The sequence below is a fragment of the Paraburkholderia sp. genome (genome assembly GCF_028283785.1).
Taxonomy (GTDB): Bacteria; Pseudomonadota; Gammaproteobacteria; order Burkholderiales; family Burkholderiaceae; genus Paraburkholderia.
The window spans coordinates 130,346-153,832 of the sequence record NZ_JAPWKB010000020.1; the positions used below are offsets into that span (position 1 = coordinate 130,346).

Here is a 23,487-nt window from a genome sequence, read left to right on the forward strand (position 1 = left end):
GTTTCTTTCGCGCCAGCGACACGAAGTTGCGAATTCACGTTGCGCAAACTTCAGGCACTTCGCTGCCTTCACGTCGAACTTTTCCCTTCGTCGCCCGACGGGCCGCGCGCGCACACGCTGTACAATCGCCGCCTCGCGGCTGTTGCACTGCATCAAGACGGCCGCCCGGAATTGAAGCGCAATTTTGGCGTCGAGATGATCGGCCGCTAATTTCGGCGCTGTTTTTGTCATCCCCGTTTGAGGAAGCACCCTGATGAAAATGAATTGGCGAACCCTCGCCGCGCTCGCGACGTTCGCGGCGACGAGCTTCGCAGCGACCCACGCGTCGGCTGCGGAAATCAAGGAAATCCGTTTTGGCGTCGAAGCGTCGTATGCGCCGTTCGAATCGAAGTCGGCAACCGGCGAGCTGCAAGGTTTCGATATCGATGTCGGCAATGCCGTGTGCGCGAAGCTGAATGCGAAATGCGTGTGGGTCGAGAATTCTTTCGACGGCCTGATTCCGGCGCTGCAGGCCCGCAAGTTCAATGCGATCAATTCGGACATGACGATCACGGACCAACGCCGTCAGGCCGTCGATTTCACCGATCCGATCTACACGATCCCGAACCAGATGATCGCGAAGAAGGGCAGCGGCCTGCTGCCGAACGCGACCTCGCTGAAGGGCAAGCATATCGGCGTGTTGCAAGGCACGATCCAGGAAACCTATGCGAAGGCGCGCTGGGCGCCGGCGGGTGTCGACGTCGTGCCGTATCAGACGCAGGATCAGGTCTACGCCGATCTGGTGTCGGGTCGTCTGGATGCATCGTTCCAGGACGCCGAAGCGGCATCGAAGGGCTTTCTGAAGCGTCCGCAAGGCGCGGGCTTCGACTTCGCGGGTCCGGCCGTCACCGACGAGAAGCTGCTCGGCGCGGGCGTCGGCTATGGCGTGCGCAAGAACGACAAGGCGTTGAAAGACGCGCTGAACGGCGCACTGAAAGCGCTCAAGGCGGACGGCACGATCGACCATCTAGCCGCGAAGTATTTCGACGTCAAGGTCGTGCTGAAGTAAGCGCATGACCTCGCGTCGCTGACGACCATGAAAAACGGCCACCCGGTGGCCGTTTTTCATTTCCGCGCGCGCGACGCTACTTCAGATAATCGAACATCACCTCGCCGAGTCCCAGCGTCAGATCGGCGACCAGGTGGCGCGTCTCGACGATTTCGAGCACCGGCAGTTCCGCGATCGGCGCGAGCGCGTGCGGCGCGAGTTGCAGCGACGCAGGACCGGTCCACGCGCCTTTGAGCTCGATGTCCTGCAGGTAGTAACGCACCAGTTCGCAGACACGCGGCGTTCCGTCCACATGCGGAATCACCTTCAGCAGAAAGTTCGGCGCGGCGAGCCGCTGCTTCTGCTGCGCGAGATCGAGCTGGCGATGCTTGTAGCCCATCGTGCCGGTCGCGATTCGCACCGGACCGTAATCGAGCGTGCCGACCAGCGTGTCGGTATGCACTTCGAGCACCGGCTTCGCGAGCTTCTTCGGAAAGCCCCACAATTCGCGCCCGCCGGCGATCGGCGGATGATCGTCGAGATACATCGCGAGCGTATAGCTGCCGGCCACGCCGTTATAGCTGACGGGAATCACCTGGCCGCTTTCGGTGTAGTCGCCGAAACCGGTCGAATCCGGCATCCGGATAAATTCGTAGTGGACCAGCGGCTCGCCGATCTGCAGCGGCTCGGGCACGACCGCGCGCAGCCGGGCGGGATCGGTGCGGTAGGTGATGATCAGGAACTCGCGATCGACGAACCGGTACGGACCCATCGGAAAGGCGGGGCTCGTGATCGGCATCGCGAAGGCATCGGACAGCACGCTTTTGACGTCCATGGTTTTCCTCGAAGGCGTAGATGTGGTGCTTGACGACGGAATGGCGGAACGACGGAACGCGGAACGGCGGGGCGGACAGGTGCACGCGCGCCTGACATGCAGCGCGACGCCGCTTATCCTGACACAGCCGTTTGAACTTTGCGCGAATTGTGCCGAACGCGTTGCCGCGATTGAATTCGCGTGCGTTAGAATCGGCGGTCGCCTGCGGCGACGCACGGCGTGACGATAATCAAAAAACAGCAGGCAGCGCGAGGGCGCTTAGCGGGGGAATGGATGACCAGCAATACAGTCGATGAAACACATCAACCGGACGTACGGGCGCAAGCCGGCGGTATCGAGCGCCGCGACGCATGGTTTGCCCGTCAGCCGATCCTGAATCGCGACGGCATGCTGTGCGGCTTCGAGTTGAAGGCACGCTGCGACGTCGTGGAAATCATCGCCGTGGAAGCGGCGCCGACGCGGACGTTCGCGCTCGACGACGACACCGGCAGCAGCGGCGCCGACACGCCGGATCCCGCGGTCGTCGCGCGTATGGCAGACGCGCAGGCGGTTGCCGTCGCGCTCGTCAAACCGGCCTTGCATGCCGCGCTGACCGGTCATCCCGCGCATCTGGACGTGACCCGCGAGATGCTGTTCGAGCCGGCATTCGAGCGCCTGTCGCCCGAGCACGTGCTGTTCGAACTGCCGGCCGCGCTGGTCGCCGACGATGAAGTCATCGCCCGGCTGGTCGTGCTGCACGGCCGGCGCTTTCGCTTCGTGCTCGACGAAGTGGTGGCACCCGACGACCACTTCGCGCGGTTGCTGCCGTACGCGGCCATCGTCAAGATCGATATCGCGCGGATCGCGCCGGCGCTGCTGCCGAAGCTCGCCAGCGTGCTGAAGTCGGCGGGGAAAATCCTGATCGCGCTGGGCGTCGATTCACAAACGCAATTCGAAGAGATGCTGAAACTCGGTTTCGACCGGTTTCAGGGCTATTTCTTCGCGCGTGCGCAGAATTCGAGCACACGTCGTGTTAGCGCGCCGCGTCACGCGTTGCTGAACCTGCTGCAATTGCTGGCGGGCGACCCGACCGTCGCGCAGCTCGAAAACGAGTTGAAGCTCAATCCGGTGCTGGTGATGCATCTGATGCGGCTGGCCAATTCCGGCGGCATGGGTTTGGGCCGGAAGGTCTCGACGTTGCGCGATGCGATCAACGCCACCGGCACCGACCGGATCGCGCGCTGGACCCAACTGCTGCTGTACGCGGACGGCCGCAAGGTCGCGCTCGAAGACGATCCGCTGCTGCAACTGGCGGCCACGCGCGCGCGGTTCATGGAACTCGCGATCGAGCGTCTGCCGCAAGCGGGCCGCGACGAAGCCGATGCCGCGTTCCTGACGGGCGTGTTCTCGTTCGTGGATGCCGTGTTCGGCGGCTCGCTCGAAAGCACGCTGAACGTGCTGACGTTGTCGAAGCCGATCCAGGCGGCGATTCTTCATCGCGAAGGGCGTCTCGGGCGTCTGCTCGCGGCCATCGATGCGATCGAGCGCGGCGCGTGGGATGAAATCGACGGAATCTGTGCGGAGCTTGCACCGCTGACGACCGGCGATGTCGCGGAATTGGCGCTGGGCGCGGCGGCGTGGGCGGGGGTTGCGGAGCAGGGTGCCGAAGCGGCGGGGCTGGAGCGGATCGAAGATTGATCGCAGCCTGAAGCAGTGAGCATCTAACGATAAACGGGCTGCTGCGGCGGCCCGTTTCGTTTTCCTTTCGGCACCTTTCGGAAGCCGATTCTGTGGTTTTTCAAACACGTTTTTGCGGTTGCGACCGCATTGGACGGGGACGTCTATCGCGTCCCTGATCGTCCGGTACCACTCTGTTTTCGCGCCGAGGCGAGGGACTGTCAGTGCTCTGACGGTCCGCTCACAACATTTCCATTTCCCGCGTCGGCGCCTGGGAGAAAAAACGCGCTAGCTCCCGGGCCAACTCGTTGAGTGCGGCCATTTCTTTTTGTGAGATCCGTCGTGGTTCGTGTGCCAGCGACCAGTCGCCATAGACCAATGCGACCGGCGAGCGGCCTTCACCCACCACGGGCAACAAGACAAACGAACGTGCGTCGTCGAACGTGCGCCGGAACCACTCCGGCAACCGCGCGACCATTTTTGGGTCGCGCGCATTTTCGATAAAGATGCCCACCGAATTGGCGATGGCGAGGTGGAACACGTCGGGCTCGAACGCGGCGTTGAACGCCAGCGACGGCAACGCTTCATCCATCTTCGGGCCGAACGCGATGCGGGCCTTGAAGACGCCCGTGCTGTGCCGCACGAACACCACCGTGCGCGCAAAGCCGAGCCCCTTGAGCACCGTTTCCGATGCCATCGCCAGCGCGGGCGCGAGCCCGCTGGTGGTGGGCAGCGCTTTCAGATCTTCGACGCCCGCGCCGATCCGTGCTTCGGGATCGAAGGCCTCGCGCGCGATCGCATCGGCATTCGCGCGCAGCTCGACGATGTCTTTCATCACGCCGTCGCCGGCTTCCTCGCGGGCCAGTGCGACGCTCATGTCGATCAGTACTTCGGGATCGGTGGACAAGGCCTTGCTGTAGCGCTGCGCAAGCTCGGCGATCTGCGTTTCGCGCTGTGCATCGGGCACTTGCGCGGCGGTCAGGATGTTCGCGACTTCGGTCGAGTAGTTGGTGATCGCGCGCAGCCATTGCACCTGGCGCGGCTCGTCGTCTTCCTCGTGAAACTCCTGCATCCCTTCGCGGATGATGTCCGGCAGACGCCAGCGGGTGGCGGCTTCCTGGCCGATCTCTTCGAAGGTCACGCCGAGCACGGTGATGCACGCTTCGGTTTCGTTCGCTTCGGCTTCGGCGAGACGGCGAATCTGGTCCCATTCGGAATCCAGATAGAACACCACCAGCAGCTTGCCGATCTGCCGCATCAGCGTGCAGACGACCGCTTCTTCGCCCGCGCGCAGATCGCCGCGCTCGGTCAGCTTGCGCGCGACGTAGCCCGAGAGCAGCGTGCGGTTGAGTTCGAGTTTTGCGTCGATGCGACGCGGTACGCTGTGATGAAAGTGATCGACGATCTTGAGCCCGACCACCAGATGGCCGACCGCGTCCATGCCCAGCACCATCAGCGCCCGGCTGACGGTGGTGATGTTGCCGCCGAACGCCATGTACATCGCCGAGTTGGCGAGGCGAAGCACCTTTTGCGTCAAGGCGAAATCGGACAGCACGACCTGGACGAGCGACGTGAAGTCGAGATCGTCGTTTTTCATGGCGGCCATCGTCGTGCGAAGCGATTGCGACAGCATGGGGAAATCGCCGCGCTCGCTCATTCGAGTCCAGAGCCTGTCGAGCACTGCCGCCTTTACCATGTGATTCCCGCGAAAGCCATACATGTTCCAGTGAGTGCCTGGCCGGTATCAAGCCGGCTTCGTCCGCTGCGCAAACGCTCGCGTTGCATCAGGTCGCGCTGTGCAGATGGAGCGTGCGCGCCTGGAAGCGCTGCGCCAGTTCCTCGGACGGCAGCGCCTTGCAGACGAGCCAACCCTGAATATGATCACATCCCATCTTGGTGAGCAAGGTGCGCTGCTCTTCCGTTTCCACACCTTCGGCGACCAGTTCGAGATCCAGTGTCTGCGCCAGACCGACGACAGCGGTGACGATCGCCTGGTCGTTACGGGAGGTTAGCAGATTCTCGATAAAACTCCGGTCGATCTTGAGCTTCGCCAACGGGAAACGTTGAAGGTAGGCAAGGCTCGAATAACCGGTGCCGAAGTCGTCGACGGCGAAGCGGATGCCGATCGCGGTCAGCTCTTCGAGCAGCACCTTTGCGTGGGCCGGATCGTGCATCAGCAGGCTTTCGGTGATTTCGAACACCAGCCGGCGCGGATCGATGCCGGTCAGTTCGAGCGCCTCGCGCACGCTGTCCTTGAAGCGCGGATCGCGGAACTGCTGCGGCGACACGTTGACGGCCACGTATTGCAGCGTGATGCCTTGCGCGTCCCAGCGGATCAGTTGCATGCAGGCGATCTTCATCACCCAGTTGCCGAGGTAGTTGATCAGCCCGACCGACTCCGCGAGCGGAATGAACATCGACGGCGGCACCAGACCGTGCACCGGATGCTGCCAGCGGATCAGCGCCTCGACGCCGACCACGCCGTGCGACTGGCTGCTGGTGATCGGCTGGAAGTGCAGCGAGAACTCGCCGTTGCGCACGCCGTCGTACAGGTCGGATTCGAGCTTCAGACGTTCGGCGTCGGCGGGATCGTCGTCCGGCACGTAGAACGCGAGCGTGTTGCCGCCGGCCGCCTTGGCTTGCGACAGCGCGCGGTCGGCCCAGCGCAGCAGATGGTTGTCGCGCACCGCGATTTCGGTGTCGCCCGGATGACGAACGTCCGGATACAGCGCAATGCCGATGCTCGCCGCCAGATGCACCGGCTGGTTGTTGAACGAATACGGTTGCTGCACGGCGGTCAGCAGACGGCGCGCGAGCGCTTCGGCGGTAGCCGCGGCGTCGGTGCGGTTTGCCGAGGTCGGCACGAGGATCGCGAACTCGTCGCTGGCGACGCGCGCGATCGTATCGCCCGGCATGATCATGTTCGACAGACGGCGCGCGGTGTCGCGCAGCATTTCGTCGCCGGCGTCGTAACCGAGCGCGCGGTTGACGCGCTGATAGTCGTCGAGATCGACCAGCAGCAGCGCGGCGGGCGTGCCTTCGCGGTCCGCGCGCCGCTGCGCTTCCTGGAGCGCGGGCGTGAGCGCCGCCTGGTTCGGCAGACCGGTCAGGCGGTCGTGATGCAGCGCGTGCAGCAGACGCTCTTCGGTGGCGCGCCAGGCGCTGACGTCGAAACCGGCAATCGCGAAACCTTCGACGCCGTCATGGCTGTTGCGGACCACGCGCAGCTCGACGCTGACGGGATAGGTCAGCGACTTGATCAGGTCGAGCGTGGCTTTTTCGACCGAGCCGGTGGCCGACGCGCGCGCGAGCAGCGCATCCAGACGGCCGACGTCCGCCGGCGCGACGATATCGTGCAGCGTGATGCTTTGCAGGTATTCCCGGTGATAGCCGATGAAGCGCAGGCTCGCATCGGACACGTAGAGAAAGCGCAGGTCGCGATCGATATGCGCGAGCAGATCGACGGCGCCGACGGTCTGCTCGAGCGACGAAAGCGGCTGGCTGACGCGGCTCGTCACTTCCGCACGGTCGGCGCGCTCGACGCCGTCCTCCCGATGGCCGCGACGGCCAAAGGCGAGAAACCGGTCGATGACCGTGCGCAAGGCGCCCTGACGGGACGCGGTGATCCTGTTCGCTTCCATGTAGTTTGGCTGGCAGCTCGTATTCTGTTCTTCAGCGGGGAGCGGCGGGGTTCCGGCGATCCCGCGACACGGGATGATCGGGAACGCTGAAGCCGCCCATCAGAACACGATAACGACCCCGATACCGAAATCTTTAATAGTTATTGAATAGTTCGGCGAAAAACATCTTGTAATGGACTTTCCGGCGGCCCATCGGCTCCTTTGAGTGGATTCGGTTAAAGTGGCGCGGCTTGTCGACCGATAAAGAGAGAAGTAAAGAGCGTTATCCGATGTGCGCGACGAATTCATTAATGTGTTTGCCGCGTGGCCATTCCGTTTCCATGCACCACAGAAGATCCATGTCTGAACCGTTTCCTGTCAGGGGCAAGCCCGGGCCCGTCGATCTGCATGCGCAGGAAGACGACGATGCCCAACCGGCCGACGCAACAGCGCAGGCGGAGTTCGTGTATCTCGGTCGCCAGCCGATCCTGGGCCGCGATGGTGCGTTGAGTGCGTACGAGTTGCTGTTCCGCTCCGGCGCGCACAACTATGCCGAAGTCAGCGACGACGCCAAGGCCACCGCCCAGGTGGTGGCCCGCACGATCGGCGGCATCGGCGTGCCGGCCGTGCTGGGCGCGTATCGCGGCTACGTGAATATCGGCCGCGAGCTGCTGTTCGACGACATCATCCATCTGATGCCGCCGGAGCGCTTCGTGCTCGAGATTCTCGAGACGGTCGAGTTCGATTCGCATCTGGTCAAGCGCTTGCGCGAGTTGCGGCGCGCGGGCTTTCAGGTCGCGCTGGACGATGTGACCGAACTGTCCGACGGGCTGCTGTCCGTGCTGCCGCATACCGATGTGGTCAAGATCGACTTCCTGATGACCGAGCGCGCGGCGTTGCCGAAGCTCGCTGCCGTGGTGCGCGAGCATCGCAAGATCCTGATCGCGGAGAAGGTCGAGACGCGTGAAGATTTCGCGCTGGCCAGCGACCTCGGCTTCGATCTGTTCCAGGGGTATTTCTTCGCGCGGCCGCAGGTGCTGGTCGCGCCGAAAAGCCGGTCGTCGCGGCCGTCGTTGCTGCGTCTGCTGGCGCTGCTCGCCGCCGATGCCGACATCGTCGCGCTCGAAGCCGAACTGAAGCGCAATCCGAACGTGGTCGTGCAGTTGCTGAGGCTGGTGAACTCCAGCGCGTTCGGGCTGGGCCGCGATATCTCGTCGTTGCGCGAGGCGATTCTCGCCACCGGCACGCGGCAGATCGCACGCTGGGCGCAGCTGCTGCTGTATGCGGACGGTAGCGACTTGCCGTGGCATTCGGACCCGCTCGTCCAACTCGCCGGCACGCGATCGCGTTTCATGGAGCTTGCGGCGAAGTGGCTGCGGCCGGCCAACGAAGCTTTTGCCGATTCGGCGTTCATGACCGGCATTTTTTCTCTGGTCCACGTGGTTCTCGGCTCGACGCCGTCGAAGACGCTCGACAAGCTGGGTCTCGCGACCCGGATTCGCGACGGCATCGTCGAACGTTCGGGCGAGCTGGGTTTGCTGCTGCGGATCGCCGAAGCCGCGGGCGAAGGCGGCGATGCCGCCGCGATCGCGGCAGGGCCGGGCGTGCCGGAAGAGTTTCGTAAGCTGACACCGTCGGTGCTGGCCGAGCTGAACCTGGCGGCGGCCGCGTGGTTCGGCGCGCATGTCGGCCAGGAAGCGCAGATCGCCTGACGGCGTCCGGATGAAGGGCTTCGCTACGCGTTGAGCAGGGACGTGGTTCAATACGGGGCTGTGGGGTTCATCCCCACGGTCGCCGTGCACGGCTGGCGTGCTCAACGTTCGAAGAGGCTCCAATGAAACGAAAGCTCATACCCGTGGCGCTCGCCGCCGTCGTGTCGATCGGCAGTGCACTGTTTTGCGTCAGCGCATCCGCCACGCTCAAGCCCGGCGACGCCGCGCCGGAATTCACCGCGCCCGCTTCGCTGGGCGGCAAGACCTACACGTATTCGCTCGCCGACGAGCTGAAGAAAGGTCCGGTCGTGCTCTACTTCTATCCGGCGGCATTCACCAAGGGTTGCACGATCGAGGCGCACGAGTTCGCCGAAGCGGTCGATGAATACAAGCAGTACGGCGCCACCGTCATCGGCATGTCGCACGACAACATCGATACCCTCACCAAGTTCTCCGTCAGTGAATGCCGGAGCAAATTCCCGGTCGCGGCCGACCCCGATTCGAAGGTCATCAATCAGTACGACGCGGGCATGCCGATGCACAACTCGATGGCCAATCGCGTGTCGTATGTGATCGCGCCCGACGGCAAGATCATCTACGAATACACCAGCCTGTCGCCCGAGAAGCATGTCGAGAACACGCTGAAGGCGCTGAAGGAATGGAGCGCGACGCATAAGGCGCAGTAATCCTGTCACGCTGCTGCACGCCATCGCGATATCGCGCGCCGCAGCCGGGTTCGCTTTTGGGGGTTGATTCACGGATGCCGATTATTGTTGCTCTGGCCGTGCTGGGCGCGCTGATTTACGGTGCGTTCTGGTCGTTTCATGCGTTGTCGTCCGCGTTCGGGTTGTCGGTTGCGATCGGCGCGGCGGTGGTCGCGGCGGCGCTGCTGCTGTTTGCCATCGGGTGGTGGATCAAGCGGATGCGCGATGTCGCGGCCAATATCCACGACGGCGACTGGACTCACGAACTCAAGGGCACGTGGGGTTTCGTCCGCCTCGCCGCCGGTAAGCGCCTGTGCCGGATCGACGTCGCCGCACAACGCGGCGACTTCATCTTCGCCGACCTCGTATCCGCGCGCGCGGAAGCGCGCGGCAACGCGTGGTGCGTGGTGGTGTCCGTGCGTAACGCGAAGCAGGATATGTGGGTGCTGCCGGTCGGTTCGTCGCGGGTGGCGAAACAGTGGGAGCGGATTCTGTCGCTGGCGATCCGACAGAAGCTGTGAGCGCCGGCACCGTCGGCGCGGCGATGGCGCAGGCGTGACGTATTCAAGTGAAAAAGGCTTCGAGAATCTCGAAGCCTTTTTTCTTTTCGCTGACGTTGCCCGCTGCGCCTAACTGGCCGCCGGCGCGTTACGGTTGCGGCGGTTTTCCCAGCGTACGCGAATCCGGTCCATATACAGATAGACCACCGGCGTCGTGTACAGCGTCAGCATCTGACTGACGATCAGACCGCCGACGATCGAAATGCCGAGCGGCGCGCGCAGCTCCGCGCCTTCGCCGCGCCCGAACGCGAGCGGCAACGCGCCGAGCAGGGCGGCGCAGGTCGTCATCATGATCGGGCGGAACCGCAGCAGACACGCCTGGAAAATCGCGTCGCGCGACGACAGTCCCTGGCGCGATGCCTCGATCGCGAAATCGACCATCATGATCGCGTTCTTCTTGACGATGCCGATCAGCAGGATCACGCCGATCAGCGCGATGATGCTGAACTCGGTCTTGAACAGCAGCAGCGCCAGCAACGCGCCGACGCCCGCCGACGGCAACGTCGAAAGAATTGTCAGCGGATGGATGTAGCTCTCGTAGAGCATGCCCAGCACGATATAGACCGCCGCCAGCGCGGCGAGAATCAGGATCGGCTGGTCGGACATCGATTGCTGGAACGCCTGGGCGGTGCCCTGGAAGCTGCCGTGAATCGTGCCCGGCACGCCGAGCTCCGCCATCGTGTCGTAGATCGCCTGGGTGGCGTCGGACAACGACGTGCCCGGTGGCAGATTGAACGAGATGGTGGATGCGACGAACTGGCTCTGGTGATTCACCGACAACGGCGTCGTGCCCGGCCCGAAGGTCGCGATGGCCGACAGCGGCACCATGGTTTCCTTCGACGTGGAGACCGCCGAACCCGACGACGCGCTCGATTTGCCGCTTGCCGCAATCGAGTTGGTGGCCTGGTTGCGCGCGGAATCCGCCGCGATGGTCGCGGCGCTGGTCGTGGTGGTGCCCGCGGTCCCACCCGTCGATGCGCTGGTGGACGCGTTAGTGGTCGTACCCGACGACACCGTGCCGGCCGGCGCGTTGGTGGTTTGCGCGCCGCTCGCCGTGCCGCCCGACGTGCTGATCCAGATCTGGTTCAGCATCTCCGGGCTTTGCCAGTATTTCGGCGCGACTTCCATCACCACGTGATACTGGTTCAGCGGGTTGTAGATCGTCGATACCTGACGCTGGCCGAACGCGTCGTACAGCGTGTTGTCGATCTGCGACGGCGTGATCTTCAGCCGCGCGGCCGTTTCGCGGTCGATCGTCACCATCGCTTCGAGACCGCCTTGCTGCTGGTCGGAGTTGACGTCGGCGAGTTCGGGGCGCTTCATCAGCGCGTCGGTGAGCAGCGGTCCCCACTTGTAGAGATCGGCGGCGGAATCGGCGAGCAGCGTGAACTGGTATTGCGCGTTCGATTGCCGGCCGCCGACGCGAATGTCCTGCACCGCTTGCAGGAACGTGCGCGCGCCCGCGACGTCGCCGAGCGGCGCGCGCAGTTGCTGGATCACCTGGTCGGCGGTGGCGCGCCGTTCGGCTTTCGACTTCAGCGACACGAACATAAAGCCCGAATTGGTCTGCCGGCCGCCGGTGAAACCCACCACGCTATCGACGTTCGGATTCTTGCCGACGATCGACATCATGTCGCTGAACTTGCCCTTCATACCCTGGAACGACGTGCTCTGGTCGGCCTGGATGCCGCCGACCAGCCGCCCGGTGTCCTGCTGCGGGAAAAAGCCTTTGGGCACGATGATGTAGAGCCAGACGTTCACGCCGATGGTCGCGATCAGGATGGTCAGGATCAGCCGCGGATGCAGCAGCGACCAGCTGAGCGTGTGTTCGTAGCCGCGCTGCATGCGTGCGAAACCGCTTTCGAGCCAGCGGCCGAAGCGGCCTTCTTCCTTTTTCTGGTGATGCGGACGCAGCAGCCGCGAACACATCATCGGCGTGAGCGTCAGCGATACCAGCAACGACACGCCGATCGCGAGCGACAGCGTGAGCGCGAATTCGCGAAACAGCCGCCCGACGATGCCGCCCATCAGCAGAATGGGCAGGAACACCGCGACCAGCGACAGGCTGATCGACAGCACGGTGAAGCCGACTTCGCGCGCGCCGATAAACGCCGCTTTCATCGGCGTGACGCCGTTTTCGATATGCCGCGAGATGTTTTCGAGCACCACGATCGCATCGTCGACGACGAAGCCGGTCGCGATGGTCAACGCCATCAGCGACAGGTTGTCGATCGAAAAACCGAGCAGGTACATGGTCGCGAACGTGCCGATGATCGAGATCGGCACGGCGACGCTCGGGATCAGCGTGGCGCGCCAGTTGCGCAGGAACAGGAACACCACCATCACGACCAGCCCGACCGCGATCATCAGCGTGTGTTCGGTGTCTTTCAGCGACGCGCGGATCGTCATCGAGCGGTCGGCGGTCGGCGTGACTTCGACGTCGCCGGGCAACGAGGCTTTCAGTTGCGGCAGCATCTCCTTCACGCGGTCGATGGTCTCGATGATGTTCGCGCCCGGCTGTCGGTAGAGGATCACCAGTACCGCGCGCTGGCCGTTGAACATCCCGGCGTTGCGCAGATCTTCGACGGAATCGACCACTTCCGACACGTCCGACAGCTTGACGGCCGAGCCGTTGCGATACGCGATCACCAGATCGCGGTATTGCGACGCCTTGCTCGCCTGGTCGTTGGTGTAGATCTGCACGCGGTTCGGACCGAACTCGATCGAGCCTTTCGGGCTGTTCGCGTTTGCCGCGGCCAGCGCCGCGCGCACGTCTTCGAGACCGATGCCGTAGTGAAACAGCGCCTGAGGCTCCAGCTCGACCCGCACCGCCGGATTCGCCGAACCGCTGACGTCCACTTCGCCGACGCCGTCCACCTGCGACAACGACTGCTGCAGCACCGTGGCCGCCGAGTCGTACAACTGGCCAGCGGGCAAGGTTTTGGAAGTCAGCGCGAGAATGAGGATCGGCGCGTCGGCGGGGTTGACCTTGTGATAGGTCGGGTTGCTGCGCAGGCTGGCCGGCAGATCGGCGCGCGCTGCGTTGATGGCCGCCTGCACGTCGCGCGCGGCGCCGTCGATATCGCGGTTCAGGCCGAATTGCAGCGTGATCCGCGCCGAGCCGACCGAACTGCTCGACGTCATTTCGGTGACGTCGGCGATCGAGCCCAGATGCCGTTCGAGCGGACTGGCGACGCTGGTAGCGACTGTGTTCGGACTCGCGCCCGGTAACGACGCCTGCACCGAAATGGTCGGGAAATCCACTTGCGGCAGCGGCGCGACCGGCAGCTTCGTGAACGCGAAAATCCCCGCCAGCGCGATACCGATCGCCAGCAACGTCGTGGCGACCGGGCGCGAGATAAACGGACGCGACAGGTTCATCGCTCAGCCCTCGGCGTCGGTGGACGGCGTGGGATCGTCGCGATGGAAGCGCGCCCGCGCACGCCGCGCGAGACTGTCGAAGCCGAGATAGATCACCGGCGTCGTGAACAGCGTCAACAACTGGCTGACGATCAGGCCGCCCGCAATCGCGATACCGAGCGGATGACGCAATTCGGAACCCGCGCCGGTGCCGAGCATCAGCGGCAGCGCGCCGAGCAGCGCCGCGAGCGTGGTCATCAGGATCGGGCGGAAGCGCAGCAGACACGCCTGATAGATTGCTTCGCGCGGCGGCTTGCCTTGCTCGCGTTCGGCTTCGAGCGCGAAGTCGATCATCATGATGGCGTTCTTCTTCACGATGCCGATCAGCAGCACGATGCCGATAATGCCGATGATGTCCAGGTCGTGGCCGGTGATCAGCAGCGCCAGCAACGCGCCGACGCCCGCCGACGGCAGCGTGGACAGAATCGTGATCGGGTGGATGAAGCTCTCGTACAACACGCCGAGCACGATATACATCGTCACGATGGCCGCGAGAATCAGGAACAGTTCGTTCGACAGCGACGCCTGGAACGCGAGTGCCGCGCCCTGGAAGCGGGTCTGGAACGACGCCGGCAAACCGATGTCTTTTTCCGCCGCGTCGATCGCCTTGACGGCCGCGCCGAGCGACGCGCCGGGCGCGAGATTGAACGACACCGTGGTGGCTGGGAACTGGCTCAAGTGCGTGACCAGCAACGGCGACGGCTGTTCATGGAAGCTCGCGATCGCCGACAGCGGCACCTGTCCGCCGCTCGATGTGGACGACGGCAGATAGATCGCGTTCAGCGACTCGGTGTAGTGCTGGACGGACGGTTGCGCTTCGAGAATCACGCGGTACTGGTTGGATTGCGTGAAGATGGTCGAGATGATGCGCTGGCCGAACGCGTCGTACAGCGCGTTGTCTACCGTGGCCGGCGTGATGCCGTAACGCGACGCGGTCGCGCGGTCGATCTGCACGTAGACGGACTGGCCGTTCTGCTGGAGGTCGGTGGCGACGTCGGCGAGTTCGGGCGCCTGTTTGAGGCGCTCGACCAGCTTGGGCACCCACGCGGCGAACTCCGTGATGTTCGGATCGGTCAGCATGAACTGATACTGCGTCGGGCTGACCGTGGAGTCGATCGTCAGATCCTGCACCGGCTGCATGTACAGCGTCGCGCCGGGAATATGCGCGACGTCCTGCTGCAACTGGCGGATGATCTCGCTCGCGGTGTGGTCGCGGTCGTCGCGCGGTTTCAGGTTGATCAGCATCCGGCCGCTGTTCAGCGTGATATTGCTGCCGTCCACGCCGATAAACGACGTCAGGCTCTCGACATCCGGGTTCTTCAGGATCTGCGCGGCAAGCGCCTGCTGACGTTCCGCCATCGACGCATACGACACCGATTGCGGTGCCTGCGTAATGGCCTGGATCACGCCGGTGTCCTGCACCGGGAAGAAGCCCTTCGGAATAAAGATATAGAGCAGCGCGGTGAACACGATGGTCAGCAATGCGACGAACAGCGTCGAGCGCTGGCGGTCGAGCACCCAGGTTAGCGCGACCGCGTAACGGCCGATGACATAGTCGATAAACGCGTGCGCTTTCGCTTCGAAGCGGTGGCTTTCGTGCGGCGGCGTGTGGCGCAGCAGTTTCGCGCAGAGCATCGGCACGAGCGTGAGCGACACGACGGCGGAAATCACGATGGTCACCGCGAGCGTGATCGCGAACTCGTGGAACAACCGTCCGACCACGTCGCCCATGAACAGCAGCGGAATCAGCACCGCGATCAGCGACACCGTCAGCGAGATGATGGTGAAGCCGATCTGCTTCGAGCCTTTCAGCGCGGCCTGAAGCGGCGGTTCGCCTTCCTCGACGTAACGCGCGATGTTTTCGATCATCACGATCGCATCGTCGACGACGAAGCCGGTTGCGATGGTCAGCGCCATCAGCGACAGATTGTCGAGCGAGAAGCCGCACAGGTACATCACCGCGAGCGTGCCGATCAGCGACAGCGGCACGGACAGGCTCGGGATGATGGTCGCGTAGATGTTCGCGAGAAACAGGTACATCACGAGCACGACCAGCACGACGGACATCAGCAACTCGAACTGCACGTCGCGCACCGATGCGCGGATCGTGGTGGTGCGGTCGGTGACGACCTGCACGTCGAGCGCGGCCGGCAGCGACTGTTGCAACTGCGGCAGCAGCTTCTTGATGCCTTCCACGACCTGGATCACGTTCGCGCCCGGCTGGCGCTGCACGTTCAGGATGATGGCCTGGGTGTTGTCCACCCACGCGCCGAGTTTGGTGTTTTCCGCGCCTTGCACGATGGTGGCGACGTCGGTGAGCATCACCGGGCGGCCGCTCTTGTAGGCGATCACCGCGCTCTTGTACGCGTCCGCGTCGGTCAGCTGGTCGTTCGCGTTGATCGTGTACGCGCGCGACGGGCCGTCGAAATTGCCCTTCGGCGTGTTGACGTTGAGGTTCGAGATCGACGTGCGCAGGTCGTCCAGATTCAGGCCGTATGCGGCGAGGGCGCGCGGGTTGGCCTGAATCCGCACAGCCGGTCGCTGTCCGCCCGACAGACTCACCAGACCGACGCCCGCCACCTGCGAGATTTTCTGCGCGAGACGCGTGTCGGCGAGGTCTTGCACCTGCGTCAGCGGCAAGGTTTTCGACGTGATCGCGAGCGTGAGGATCGGCGCGTCGGCCGGATTGACCTTGGCGTAGATCGGCGGCGCGGGCAGGTCGGACGGCAGCAGGTTGCCGGCGGCGTTGATGGCGGCCTGCACTTCCTGCTCGGCGATATCGAGCGGCAGGTCGAGGCTGAACTGCAGCGTGATGATCGACGAACCGGCCGAGCTTTGCGACGACATCTGGTTTAGCGACGGCATCTGCCCGAACTGGCGTTCGAGCGGCGCCGTGACCGACGACGTCATCACGTCCGGGCTCGCGCCGGGATAGAAGGTCTGAACCTGGATGGTCGGATAATCGACTTCGGGCAGCGCGGAGAGCGGCAAAAAGCGCAGCGCGACAAGCCCGACCAGCATGATCGCCGCCATCAGCAACGCAGTGCCGACCGGGCGCAGGATAAAGGCGCGGGATGGATTCATGCGGTATCAGTGCGCCTTATTGCGAGGCTTGCGCCGGATGTCGACGATGTCCATGCGTGCCGGACGCACCCGAAGCGTGGGCCGCCCACGATGCGCCATGTGCACCCGAAGCACCCGAAGCGCCCGAAGCAGCGGATGCGCCCGATGCCCCCGACGCTCCTTTTGCGCGATCGGCGGGAATCGTGATCTTCGCGCCTTCCTTCAGCCGGTCGGAACCGTCGATCACGACGCGCTCGCCGACCTGAAGGCCGGACGCGATGCTGGTGCGCTCGCCGTCCACCGGACCGATCTTCACCGGACGCACCGTCACCGAGTTGTCGTCCTTGACCACGTAGACGAACTGACCCATCGAGCCGTTCAGCACCGCGGAAGTCGGCACGATCACGGCGGTGCGGATCGTATCGACCAGCAGGCGCGTATTGACGAACTGATTCGGGAACAGCAGGTTGTTCCTGTTCTCGAAGGTGGCGCGCAGCTTGACCGTGCCGGTGGTCGTATCGATCTGGTTATCGAAGGTTTCCAGCGAGCCGCCTTCCAGCGACGTCGTATTGCTGCGGTCATAGGCCGTCACCGATAGCTTTTGACCCGCCTGCACCTGCTTCAGGATTTGCGGGAGGTTGTCTTCGGAGGTCGTGAAGATCACGCTGATAGGTTGCAATTGCGTAATCACCACGAGGCCGTTGGTCAGGCTGGACGTCACGTAGTTGCCCGGATCGACCTGCCGCAAACCGACCCGGCCCGTCACCGGCGCGGTGATCCGCGCGTAGACGAGGTCGAGCTTGTAGGTGTCGATATTGGCCTGATCCGACTTGACCGTGCCTTCGTACTGCTTGACCAGCGAGGACTGGGTATCGACCTGCTGGCTCGCGATCGAGTCTTGCGACAGCAGCGTCTGATAGCGCTTCAGGTCGAGGCGCGCGGTCTGCAGCAACGCCTGATCGCGCGCGAGCGTGCCTTGCGCGTTCGCGAGCGAGATCTGATACGGCCTTGGGTCGACCTGGGCGAGCACGTCACCCTTTTTGACCATCTGGCCTTCCTTGAAATAGACGTCTTGCAGCACGCCGCTCAACTGGCTCTGGACGGTCACGCTGGCAAGCGGGGTGACCGTGCCGAGCGCGGTCAGCACGACCGGCATTTCACCTTGCGATGCGGTTGCGACGTGAACCGGTTGCGGCTGGTTGGCGAATCCGCCGGGAGCGCCGCCGCGGCGACCGTGGCCGGCTGCGCCGCTTGCGCCGTTCGCGGCGTTGGCGCCCGTCGACGCGCCGCCCCACGGATGCCAGCGCCACAACACGATGCCGGCCACGATCAGCACGACGACGACCGCGACGACGGTGCGGGTGCGGCGTTTCTTGCGTTCTGCGACCGGATGGCCGGGGCCGCCGGTCAAGGCGGAGGCGGGTTCACGGGCGGTCTCACGGCCAGGAGCGGGAGCGGGCGAGGGGGTTTTATCCGAATGCTTTTGTTTTTCGTCCATCGGTTCGGTCAGGTGGCTGGCGTGAAGTTGAGCAAGACGTGCAACGCGTGCGGACGGCCGGACGATGCGGCATGGAAAACCGTATGGCGCTCCCCAGGCATGGCATCGGCGGGCGGCCGCGTTGTCGGCTTCGACAGCGGCTGCTGCGCGCGCGTTCAGCGATCGTACGCGAAGTGCGGGGCAACAAGGTGAAGGCACGGCGAGCTTGCAGCGCACGGCGGCCGATGCAGCGTTCGCATGCCGGACGGTCCTGTCGCGCCGTGGACCGGAGCGTGCGCCGCGGGCCGTCGCGCGGAAAGCATGATGTTATGTCTTGCGTTTCATTACCGTCCAGCGCTGTATTTTTCGATTGATTACGAAAGTTACAAGCTGGACAGATCGCGCTGCATCCAGTGGGTGGGTTCGTGCGTATTAGTTATCGAGACGCCGTTGCGGCGTTCCACCGATTTCCTGGACGATTTTTTCAATGCATTCGAGCAGGGCGGGCGCGGCCCGAGAAATAAGCCAGTCGCGTGGGCATTGGTACGCCGAGCCCCCGCAGTTGACCGCATACCGTTCGCCGGATGGACCGACGAAGCCGGCGGCGATCGCGTTCAGTCCGCCGTGCCATTCGCCGGTGGCGATCGCAAAGCCTTGTGCGGCGGTTTCGTGCAGCGCGCTTTCCAGCCGGTTGCTGACGAGACCCCATTCGTCGCCTTCGGCGGCTTGCAGGCCGATCAGCAGACTTTCGCGATCCGATTCCGACAACGCCGCCAGATATGCGCGGCCGACCGCGGTGCGGCTCAGGTCCATCCTCGATCCGACTTCCAGCCGCGACACCAGCACGGCGGAACGCGGACGGATCGCGTCGATCACGACCATATCGAGCCGGTCGCGCACCGCCAGATGCACCGACAGCGCGGTCCGCTCGGCGAGTTCGATCAGGAACGGCCGCGAGCGCGCGCGGATGTCGAAGTTGCGCAAAAAGCCGTTGCTCAGTTCCAGCACCGACGAAGTCAGCACGAAACGTTCGCTGTCGGGCAGCCGGAACAGGAAGCCGGCGCTGACCAGCGTGGCCGTGATCCGCGATAGGGTGGGTTTAGGAATGCCGGTGAGTTCGGTCAGTTCGCGATTGCTGAGCGGAGAGTCGGCAGCGGCGACGGCACGCAACACGGTCAGCCCGCGAGCAAGTGCGGTGACTTCGTCGCCGGAGCCGTCTTTGTCTTTCACGGACTCGGCGCTGCGGAAAGACCTCGGAGTCTGGGTCATATTTTTTTGAAACTTTATTTCAGATTTGTACAAAGTTGCCGAATAGAGCGGCGAGTCTTATGCAACGCTTAAGTGCCCTTCAGAGTGCGGTCCCGGCCCCTTTTCCTACGACAATTCATTGTAGTGGAAGGGGGTTGCGAATCGAGTGTTTTCTCATTAAGTTTTGCTTGACTTAGTCAGCATAACCATAAAAAATGGAACCATATTTCGAAAGTACGCAAGCGGTTCACTTGTGACGCCAGTTGGACGAAGCCCTTCATCAAGCCCGCAGTCAAGCCAAAGCGCTGTTGCGGCGGGGCATTCAGACCACCGGCATCGCGCGCAGCGGCCCCTGGGGCCATGAGCAGCACGCCAGCCGCCCGTCCTTCGAATCCCGTCTCTCAGGTTCTAGCACGGCCCTCGGAATGGCTAGAACTTTTCAAGGCGTCACGGTTACGTGACGCCTTTTTTTTGTCTTCGCGTTTCGAAACACCTACCGTTCTAATCAAACGCGATTTTCAAGCACGTGTTTAATCCGCTGTGCTGCGCGCGCACCGGATGCGTCCGCTTCCCAGTGTACGGCTGCCAACACGCGTGCTTTTTGGCGGTTCCACACTTTGCATGGGATTGTCTTTTCCATTCGCGCTTTTCTTTCAAAATATTTCAAAAGATATTGCCGCACGTCAGGTTGGAATTAATCGTGTTTCGCCAGATGGAATGTGTCATTTGCGTAAAACAGTCAGATCGATTTTGATTCTCGGCACTGGATGATTTTTTCCAGGTAAATACTTCGAATGCTGTCGGATAGCTCCAGGCTTATGTCCGAAAGATCTCAGGTTTCTTTATGATGTGCGTTCTTCAATCTGCCCGTCGGGAGAAGTCGTGTCGTCCCTGTTTCGTCGTATTCGCGCGGTCCGGCATCGCTATCTCGCGCTTTTCGCCGCGTTGGTGGTGGGGCTGCTCGTCGCGGCCGCCGTTTTTATGTATGAGGCGCGTGCGTTGATCACGGATTCGGCGCGTGGCGCGCAGGCGTTCGACGTGCTCGCGGTCGGCAACCGGATGCTGCACGATCTCGAAACGGCCGAAAGCGCGCAACGCGGTTACCTGCTGACCCGTGACGAACGCTATCTCGATCCGTACCGGCGCGGCCTGCTCGATCTGGACCAGTCGTTGCCGCAACTACAGCAACTGGTGTCGGCGGACGAGCGCTCCGTCGAACTGGTACGCCGTATCGAACAGGCAATGACCGCGAAGCGCGGCGAACTGGCGCGCACCGTCGATCTCGCGCAGGACGGCAATCGCGGCGCCGCGCTGACGTTGATGCAAACCGGCGAAGGGCGTGTGCAGATGGAACGCCTGCACGCCGACGTCGCGCAACTGCTCGACACGTGGCGCGAGATTCGCGCATCCGACCGCCGCGATATGGCCGCGAAGATGATCGACGGCGCGGTGGCGCTGGCGGCGCTCGCGTTGCTGATCGGATGGATCTCGCTGGCTTCGCTGGTGTCGCTGGTCGCGGGCAAGGGCATGTCGCAGGCCACGTTGCAAGGCATTACCGGACGCAAGCCCGACGAGATGCGCGATCCGTTGACCGGCCTGCCGAACCGGCGTCGGCTGCTGGCGGTGCTCAACGGCTTGGCCGAGCAACCGGTCGCGAACCGGATTGCGCTGCTGTATCTGGACATCGACGGCTTTAGCCACGTCAACGACGCGCTCGGCCATCAATCCGGCGACAGGTTGTTGCAGCGCGTCGGCGAAGCATTGCGCGGCGCGACCCGCCAGCAGGATCTGCTGGTCAGGCTCGGCGGCGACGCGTATGCGCTGCTGGCCGTCAATTGCGGCGACGACGCGCAGTTGCGCGATCTCGCCGGACGGCTGATCGCGCGGGTGATGGATGTCGGCGAGCGCGAATATGCGCGGCGCTTCCCGATCGGCGCGTGCGTGGGCATCGCGACCTATCCGGATCGGGCCGACAGCGTCGGGCAACTGCTCGGCGTCGCGGAAACCGCCACGCGGACCGCGAAGCAGGCGGGTCGCTCGACTTACCGGTTTGGATCGGCGCAAGCGCGCGGACGGGCGAACGTGGTGCCGTTGGCGCGTTGAACGCCGCGTCGGTGCGCGGCGTGCGCGCGGATTAGCGCGTGACCAGCGAAACCGTCGCGATACCGAGCGCCGTCATCGCGACCGATGCCGCCACGTGCACGAGAATTTCCGTCGCGGCCCAGCCCAGACGGCCTTCCTGAAGACGCTGCACGACTTCGGCCGAGAACGTGGAAAAGGTCGACAGTCCGCCCATCAGACCGGTGATCACGAACAGACGCCATTCGGGCGTCAGGTCGGGCACGCGCGAAAACCCCGCGATCGCGACGCCGATCACATAGCCGGCGATCACGTTCGATGCGAACGTGCCGAGCGGCAGCGTCGTCAGCAGGCCGTTCAGGCGCAAACTCAGAAACCACCGAAGCAGCGAGCCCAGCGCGCCACCGATCCCGACGGCGAGAATTGACAGATACATAAGGTGTTAGGCAAGAAGGAGTGGAGTGGCAGCGAGCCGCACGAGGATTTTTCGCGCGTCAGTCTATCACCGGCGCACCCGCGACTAACTTGCGCGCGGGCGCCGGTTTGGGCCGCTCAACCGACCGTTTCCCGTTCCGGCGTCGATGAAATACGATGGATCGACAGATCCGCGCCGTTGTATTCGTCCTCCTGATCCAGCCGCAAACCCACCGTCAGCCGAATCGCGCCATAGACGAGCGTGCCGCCCGCCGTCGCGATCACGATGCCGGACACGGTTCCCGCAACCTGCGCCCAGAACGACACGCCGCCCAATCCGCCCAGCGCGCGCGACCCGAAGATGCCCGCCGCAATCCCGCCCCATGTGCCGCACATGCCGTGCAACGGCCATACGCCGAGCACGTCGTCGATACGCAGACGGTTTTGCACATACGTGAACATATAGACGAACAGCGCGCCCGCGACCGCGCCGGTCACCAGCGCGCCGAGCGGATGCATCACGTCCGAACCCGCGCACACCGCGACCAGCCCGGCGAGCGGGCCGTTGTACGTGAAGCCCGGATCGTTGCGCCCGGCAAACCACGCGGCCAGCGTGCCGCCGACCATCGCCATCAACGAATTGACCGCGACGAGGCCGCTGATCTTGTCGACGGTCTGCGCGCTCATCACGTTGAAGCCAAACCAGCCGACCGCCAGCACCCACGCGCCGAGCGCCAGAAACGGGATATTGGACGGCGGATGCGCGGCGATGCCGCCGTCGCGGTGGTAACGGCCGTGGCGCGCGCCGAGCAGCAGAATCGCGGGCAACGCGACCCAGCCGCCGAACGCATGCACGACCACCGATCCCGCGAAATCGTGAAACGGCGCGCCGAGCGCGCGTTGCAACCACGCCTGAATGCCGAAATGCCCGTTCCAGACGATGCCCTCAAAAAACGGATAGATAAAACCGACCAGCACAAACGTGGCAAAGAGTTGCGGATTGAATTTCGAGCGCTCCGCAATCCCGCCCGACACGATCGCGGGAATCGCGGCCGCGAAGGTCAGCAGGAAGAAAAAGCGCACCAACGCATACCCATTGTGGACGGCGAGCGTTTCGGCGCTGCCGAAAAACTGGACGCCGTACGCAATCGTGTAGCCGATAAAGAAGTACGCAATCGTCGATACCGAAAAATCGACCAGAATCTTGACCAGCGCATTGACCTGATTTTTCTTGCGAACCGTGCCGAGTTCCAGAAAAGCGAAGCCGGCGTGCATCGCCAGAACCATCGCTGCGCCGAGTAGCAGGAACAAGGTGTCCGTGCCGGATTTAAAGCTGTCCATGCGAGTCCCGTTTTGGGGCAAAAAGCGGGGCTACAATGCAAGAAGTGGGCCAAAGTTGCGCATGCGTGTCTGTTGCGGTGCAATTGCGCACCGCAATGAGGTGTGTCGTGGCAATCAGTGGATGCGGCGGCGCGCTGTTAAGATCCGACGACGCATAAAAAAGCACCACGACGGTGCGTTTGCGTGAAAATGGCGCAATGTGCTGACCCAAGTCAGGGCCATTTATTCGATTTACATAACGACGGTTTCGATTTGGCTGACGGCCATTGGCGATCGCAGCCATCCTTTGTCATAGTTGAGAAACGCCGACATAATGAGCCGTTCCCCGATG

15 protein-coding genes are annotated in these 23,487 nt (G+C 63.5%); 6 read left to right on the plus strand and 9 right to left on the minus strand.

Annotation, left to right across the window (positions count from 1 at the left end; all coding sequences use genetic code 11):
- The first annotated feature begins 253 nt into the window (after nucleotides 1-253).
- Nucleotides 254-1,048 carry an ABC transporter substrate-binding protein gene (locus PW947_RS29760; RefSeq protein ID WP_299636269.1) on the plus strand — a complete coding sequence of 265 codons (795 nt, stop codon included), beginning with the start codon at nucleotides 254-256 and terminating at the stop codon, nucleotides 1,046-1,048.
- 76 nt (nucleotides 1,049-1,124) lie between these two features.
- On the opposite strand, the gene PW947_RS29765 is transcribed toward PW947_RS29760, so the two are convergent.
- Complete coding sequence (locus PW947_RS29765; protein ID WP_299636271.1) at nucleotides 1,125-1,862, minus strand: acetoacetate decarboxylase; 738 nt, start codon at nucleotides 1,860-1,862, stop codon at nucleotides 1,125-1,127.
- 387 nt (nucleotides 1,863-2,249) lie between these two features.
- Here PW947_RS29765 and PW947_RS29770 point away from each other — a divergent pair, with 387 nt between their 5' ends.
- The gene (locus PW947_RS29770; protein WP_299636509.1) at nucleotides 2,250-3,539 is read left to right on the plus strand and encodes an EAL domain-containing protein; all 1,290 of its coding nucleotides are present in this window, start codon (nucleotides 2,250-2,252) and stop codon (nucleotides 3,537-3,539) included.
- A gap of 220 nt (nucleotides 3,540-3,759) precedes the next feature.
- On the opposite strand, the gene PW947_RS29775 is transcribed toward PW947_RS29770, so the two are convergent.
- Together PW947_RS29775 and PW947_RS29780 are read right to left on the minus strand one after the other, a co-directional pair.
- Nucleotides 3,760-5,214, minus strand: a complete 1,455-nt coding sequence (locus tag PW947_RS29775) for an HDOD domain-containing protein (RefSeq protein WP_299636272.1) — start codon at nucleotides 5,212-5,214, stop codon at nucleotides 3,760-3,762.
- 88 nt (nucleotides 5,215-5,302) lie between these two features.
- Complete coding sequence (locus PW947_RS29780) at nucleotides 5,303-7,159, minus strand: EAL domain-containing protein (protein ID WP_299636274.1); 1,857 nt, start codon at nucleotides 7,157-7,159, stop codon at nucleotides 5,303-5,305.
- 338 nt (nucleotides 7,160-7,497) lie between these two features.
- On the opposite strand from PW947_RS29780, the gene PW947_RS29785 reads away from it, so the two are divergent.
- The 3 genes from PW947_RS29785 to PW947_RS29795 all read left to right on the plus strand — a co-directional run bounded on the left by PW947_RS29785 (nucleotide 7,498) and on the right by PW947_RS29795 (nucleotide 10,075).
- On the plus strand, nucleotides 7,498-8,850 hold the full coding sequence (locus PW947_RS29785; protein WP_299636276.1) for an EAL domain-containing protein: 1,353 nt from the start codon (nucleotides 7,498-7,500) through the stop codon (nucleotides 8,848-8,850).
- Between the two features lie 122 nt (nucleotides 8,851-8,972).
- On the plus strand, nucleotides 8,973-9,536 hold the full coding sequence (locus PW947_RS29790; RefSeq protein WP_299636278.1) for a peroxiredoxin: 564 nt from the start codon (nucleotides 8,973-8,975) through the stop codon (nucleotides 9,534-9,536).
- Between the two features lie 74 nt (nucleotides 9,537-9,610).
- Nucleotides 9,611-10,075: a hypothetical protein gene (locus PW947_RS29795; protein WP_299636281.1), complete on the plus strand. Its 465-nt coding sequence runs from the start codon at nucleotides 9,611-9,613 to the stop codon at nucleotides 10,073-10,075.
- A gap of 108 nt (nucleotides 10,076-10,183) precedes the next feature.
- Here the strand turns inward: PW947_RS29795 and PW947_RS29800 are convergent, their stop codons facing one another.
- The 4 genes from PW947_RS29800 to PW947_RS29815 all read right to left on the minus strand — a co-directional run bounded on the left by PW947_RS29800 (nucleotide 10,184) and on the right by PW947_RS29815 (nucleotide 19,343).
- Nucleotides 10,184-13,495: an efflux RND transporter permease subunit gene (locus PW947_RS29800; RefSeq protein WP_299636282.1), complete on the minus strand. Its 3,312-nt coding sequence runs from the start codon at nucleotides 13,493-13,495 to the stop codon at nucleotides 10,184-10,186.
- A gap of 3 nt (nucleotides 13,496-13,498) precedes the next feature.
- On the minus strand, nucleotides 13,499-16,618 hold the full coding sequence (locus tag PW947_RS29805) for an MdtB/MuxB family multidrug efflux RND transporter permease subunit (protein WP_299636284.1): 3,120 nt from the start codon (nucleotides 16,616-16,618) through the stop codon (nucleotides 13,499-13,501).
- A gap of 16 nt (nucleotides 16,619-16,634) precedes the next feature.
- Entirely contained in the window at nucleotides 16,635-18,095 is a 1,461-nt protein-coding gene (locus PW947_RS29810) for an MdtA/MuxA family multidrug efflux RND transporter periplasmic adaptor subunit (protein ID WP_299636285.1), read from the minus strand.
- Nucleotides 18,096-18,506: 411 nt separating this feature from the next.
- Nucleotides 18,507-19,343, minus strand: a complete 837-nt coding sequence (locus PW947_RS29815; RefSeq protein ID WP_299636286.1) for an IclR family transcriptional regulator — start codon at nucleotides 19,341-19,343, stop codon at nucleotides 18,507-18,509.
- Between the two features lie 861 nt (nucleotides 19,344-20,204).
- Between PW947_RS29815 and PW947_RS29820 the strand changes: the two genes are divergently transcribed.
- Nucleotides 20,205-21,425 (plus strand): diguanylate cyclase, encoded by a 1,221-nt coding sequence (locus PW947_RS29820; protein WP_299636288.1) that lies wholly within the window; start codon nucleotides 20,205-20,207, stop codon nucleotides 21,423-21,425.
- Nucleotides 21,426-21,456: 31 nt separating this feature from the next.
- On the opposite strand, the gene crcB is transcribed toward PW947_RS29820, so the two are convergent.
- Both crcB and PW947_RS29830 read right to left on the minus strand, forming a co-directional pair.
- Nucleotides 21,457-21,837, minus strand: coding sequence for a fluoride efflux transporter CrcB (crcB, locus tag PW947_RS29825; protein WP_299636290.1), 381 nt, complete (start codon nucleotides 21,835-21,837; stop codon nucleotides 21,457-21,459).
- Nucleotides 21,838-21,953: 116 nt separating this feature from the next.
- On the minus strand, nucleotides 21,954-23,156 hold the full coding sequence (locus PW947_RS29830; protein ID WP_299636292.1) for an ammonium transporter: 1,203 nt from the start codon (nucleotides 23,154-23,156) through the stop codon (nucleotides 21,954-21,956).
- Between the last annotated feature and the right edge of the window lie 331 nt (nucleotides 23,157-23,487).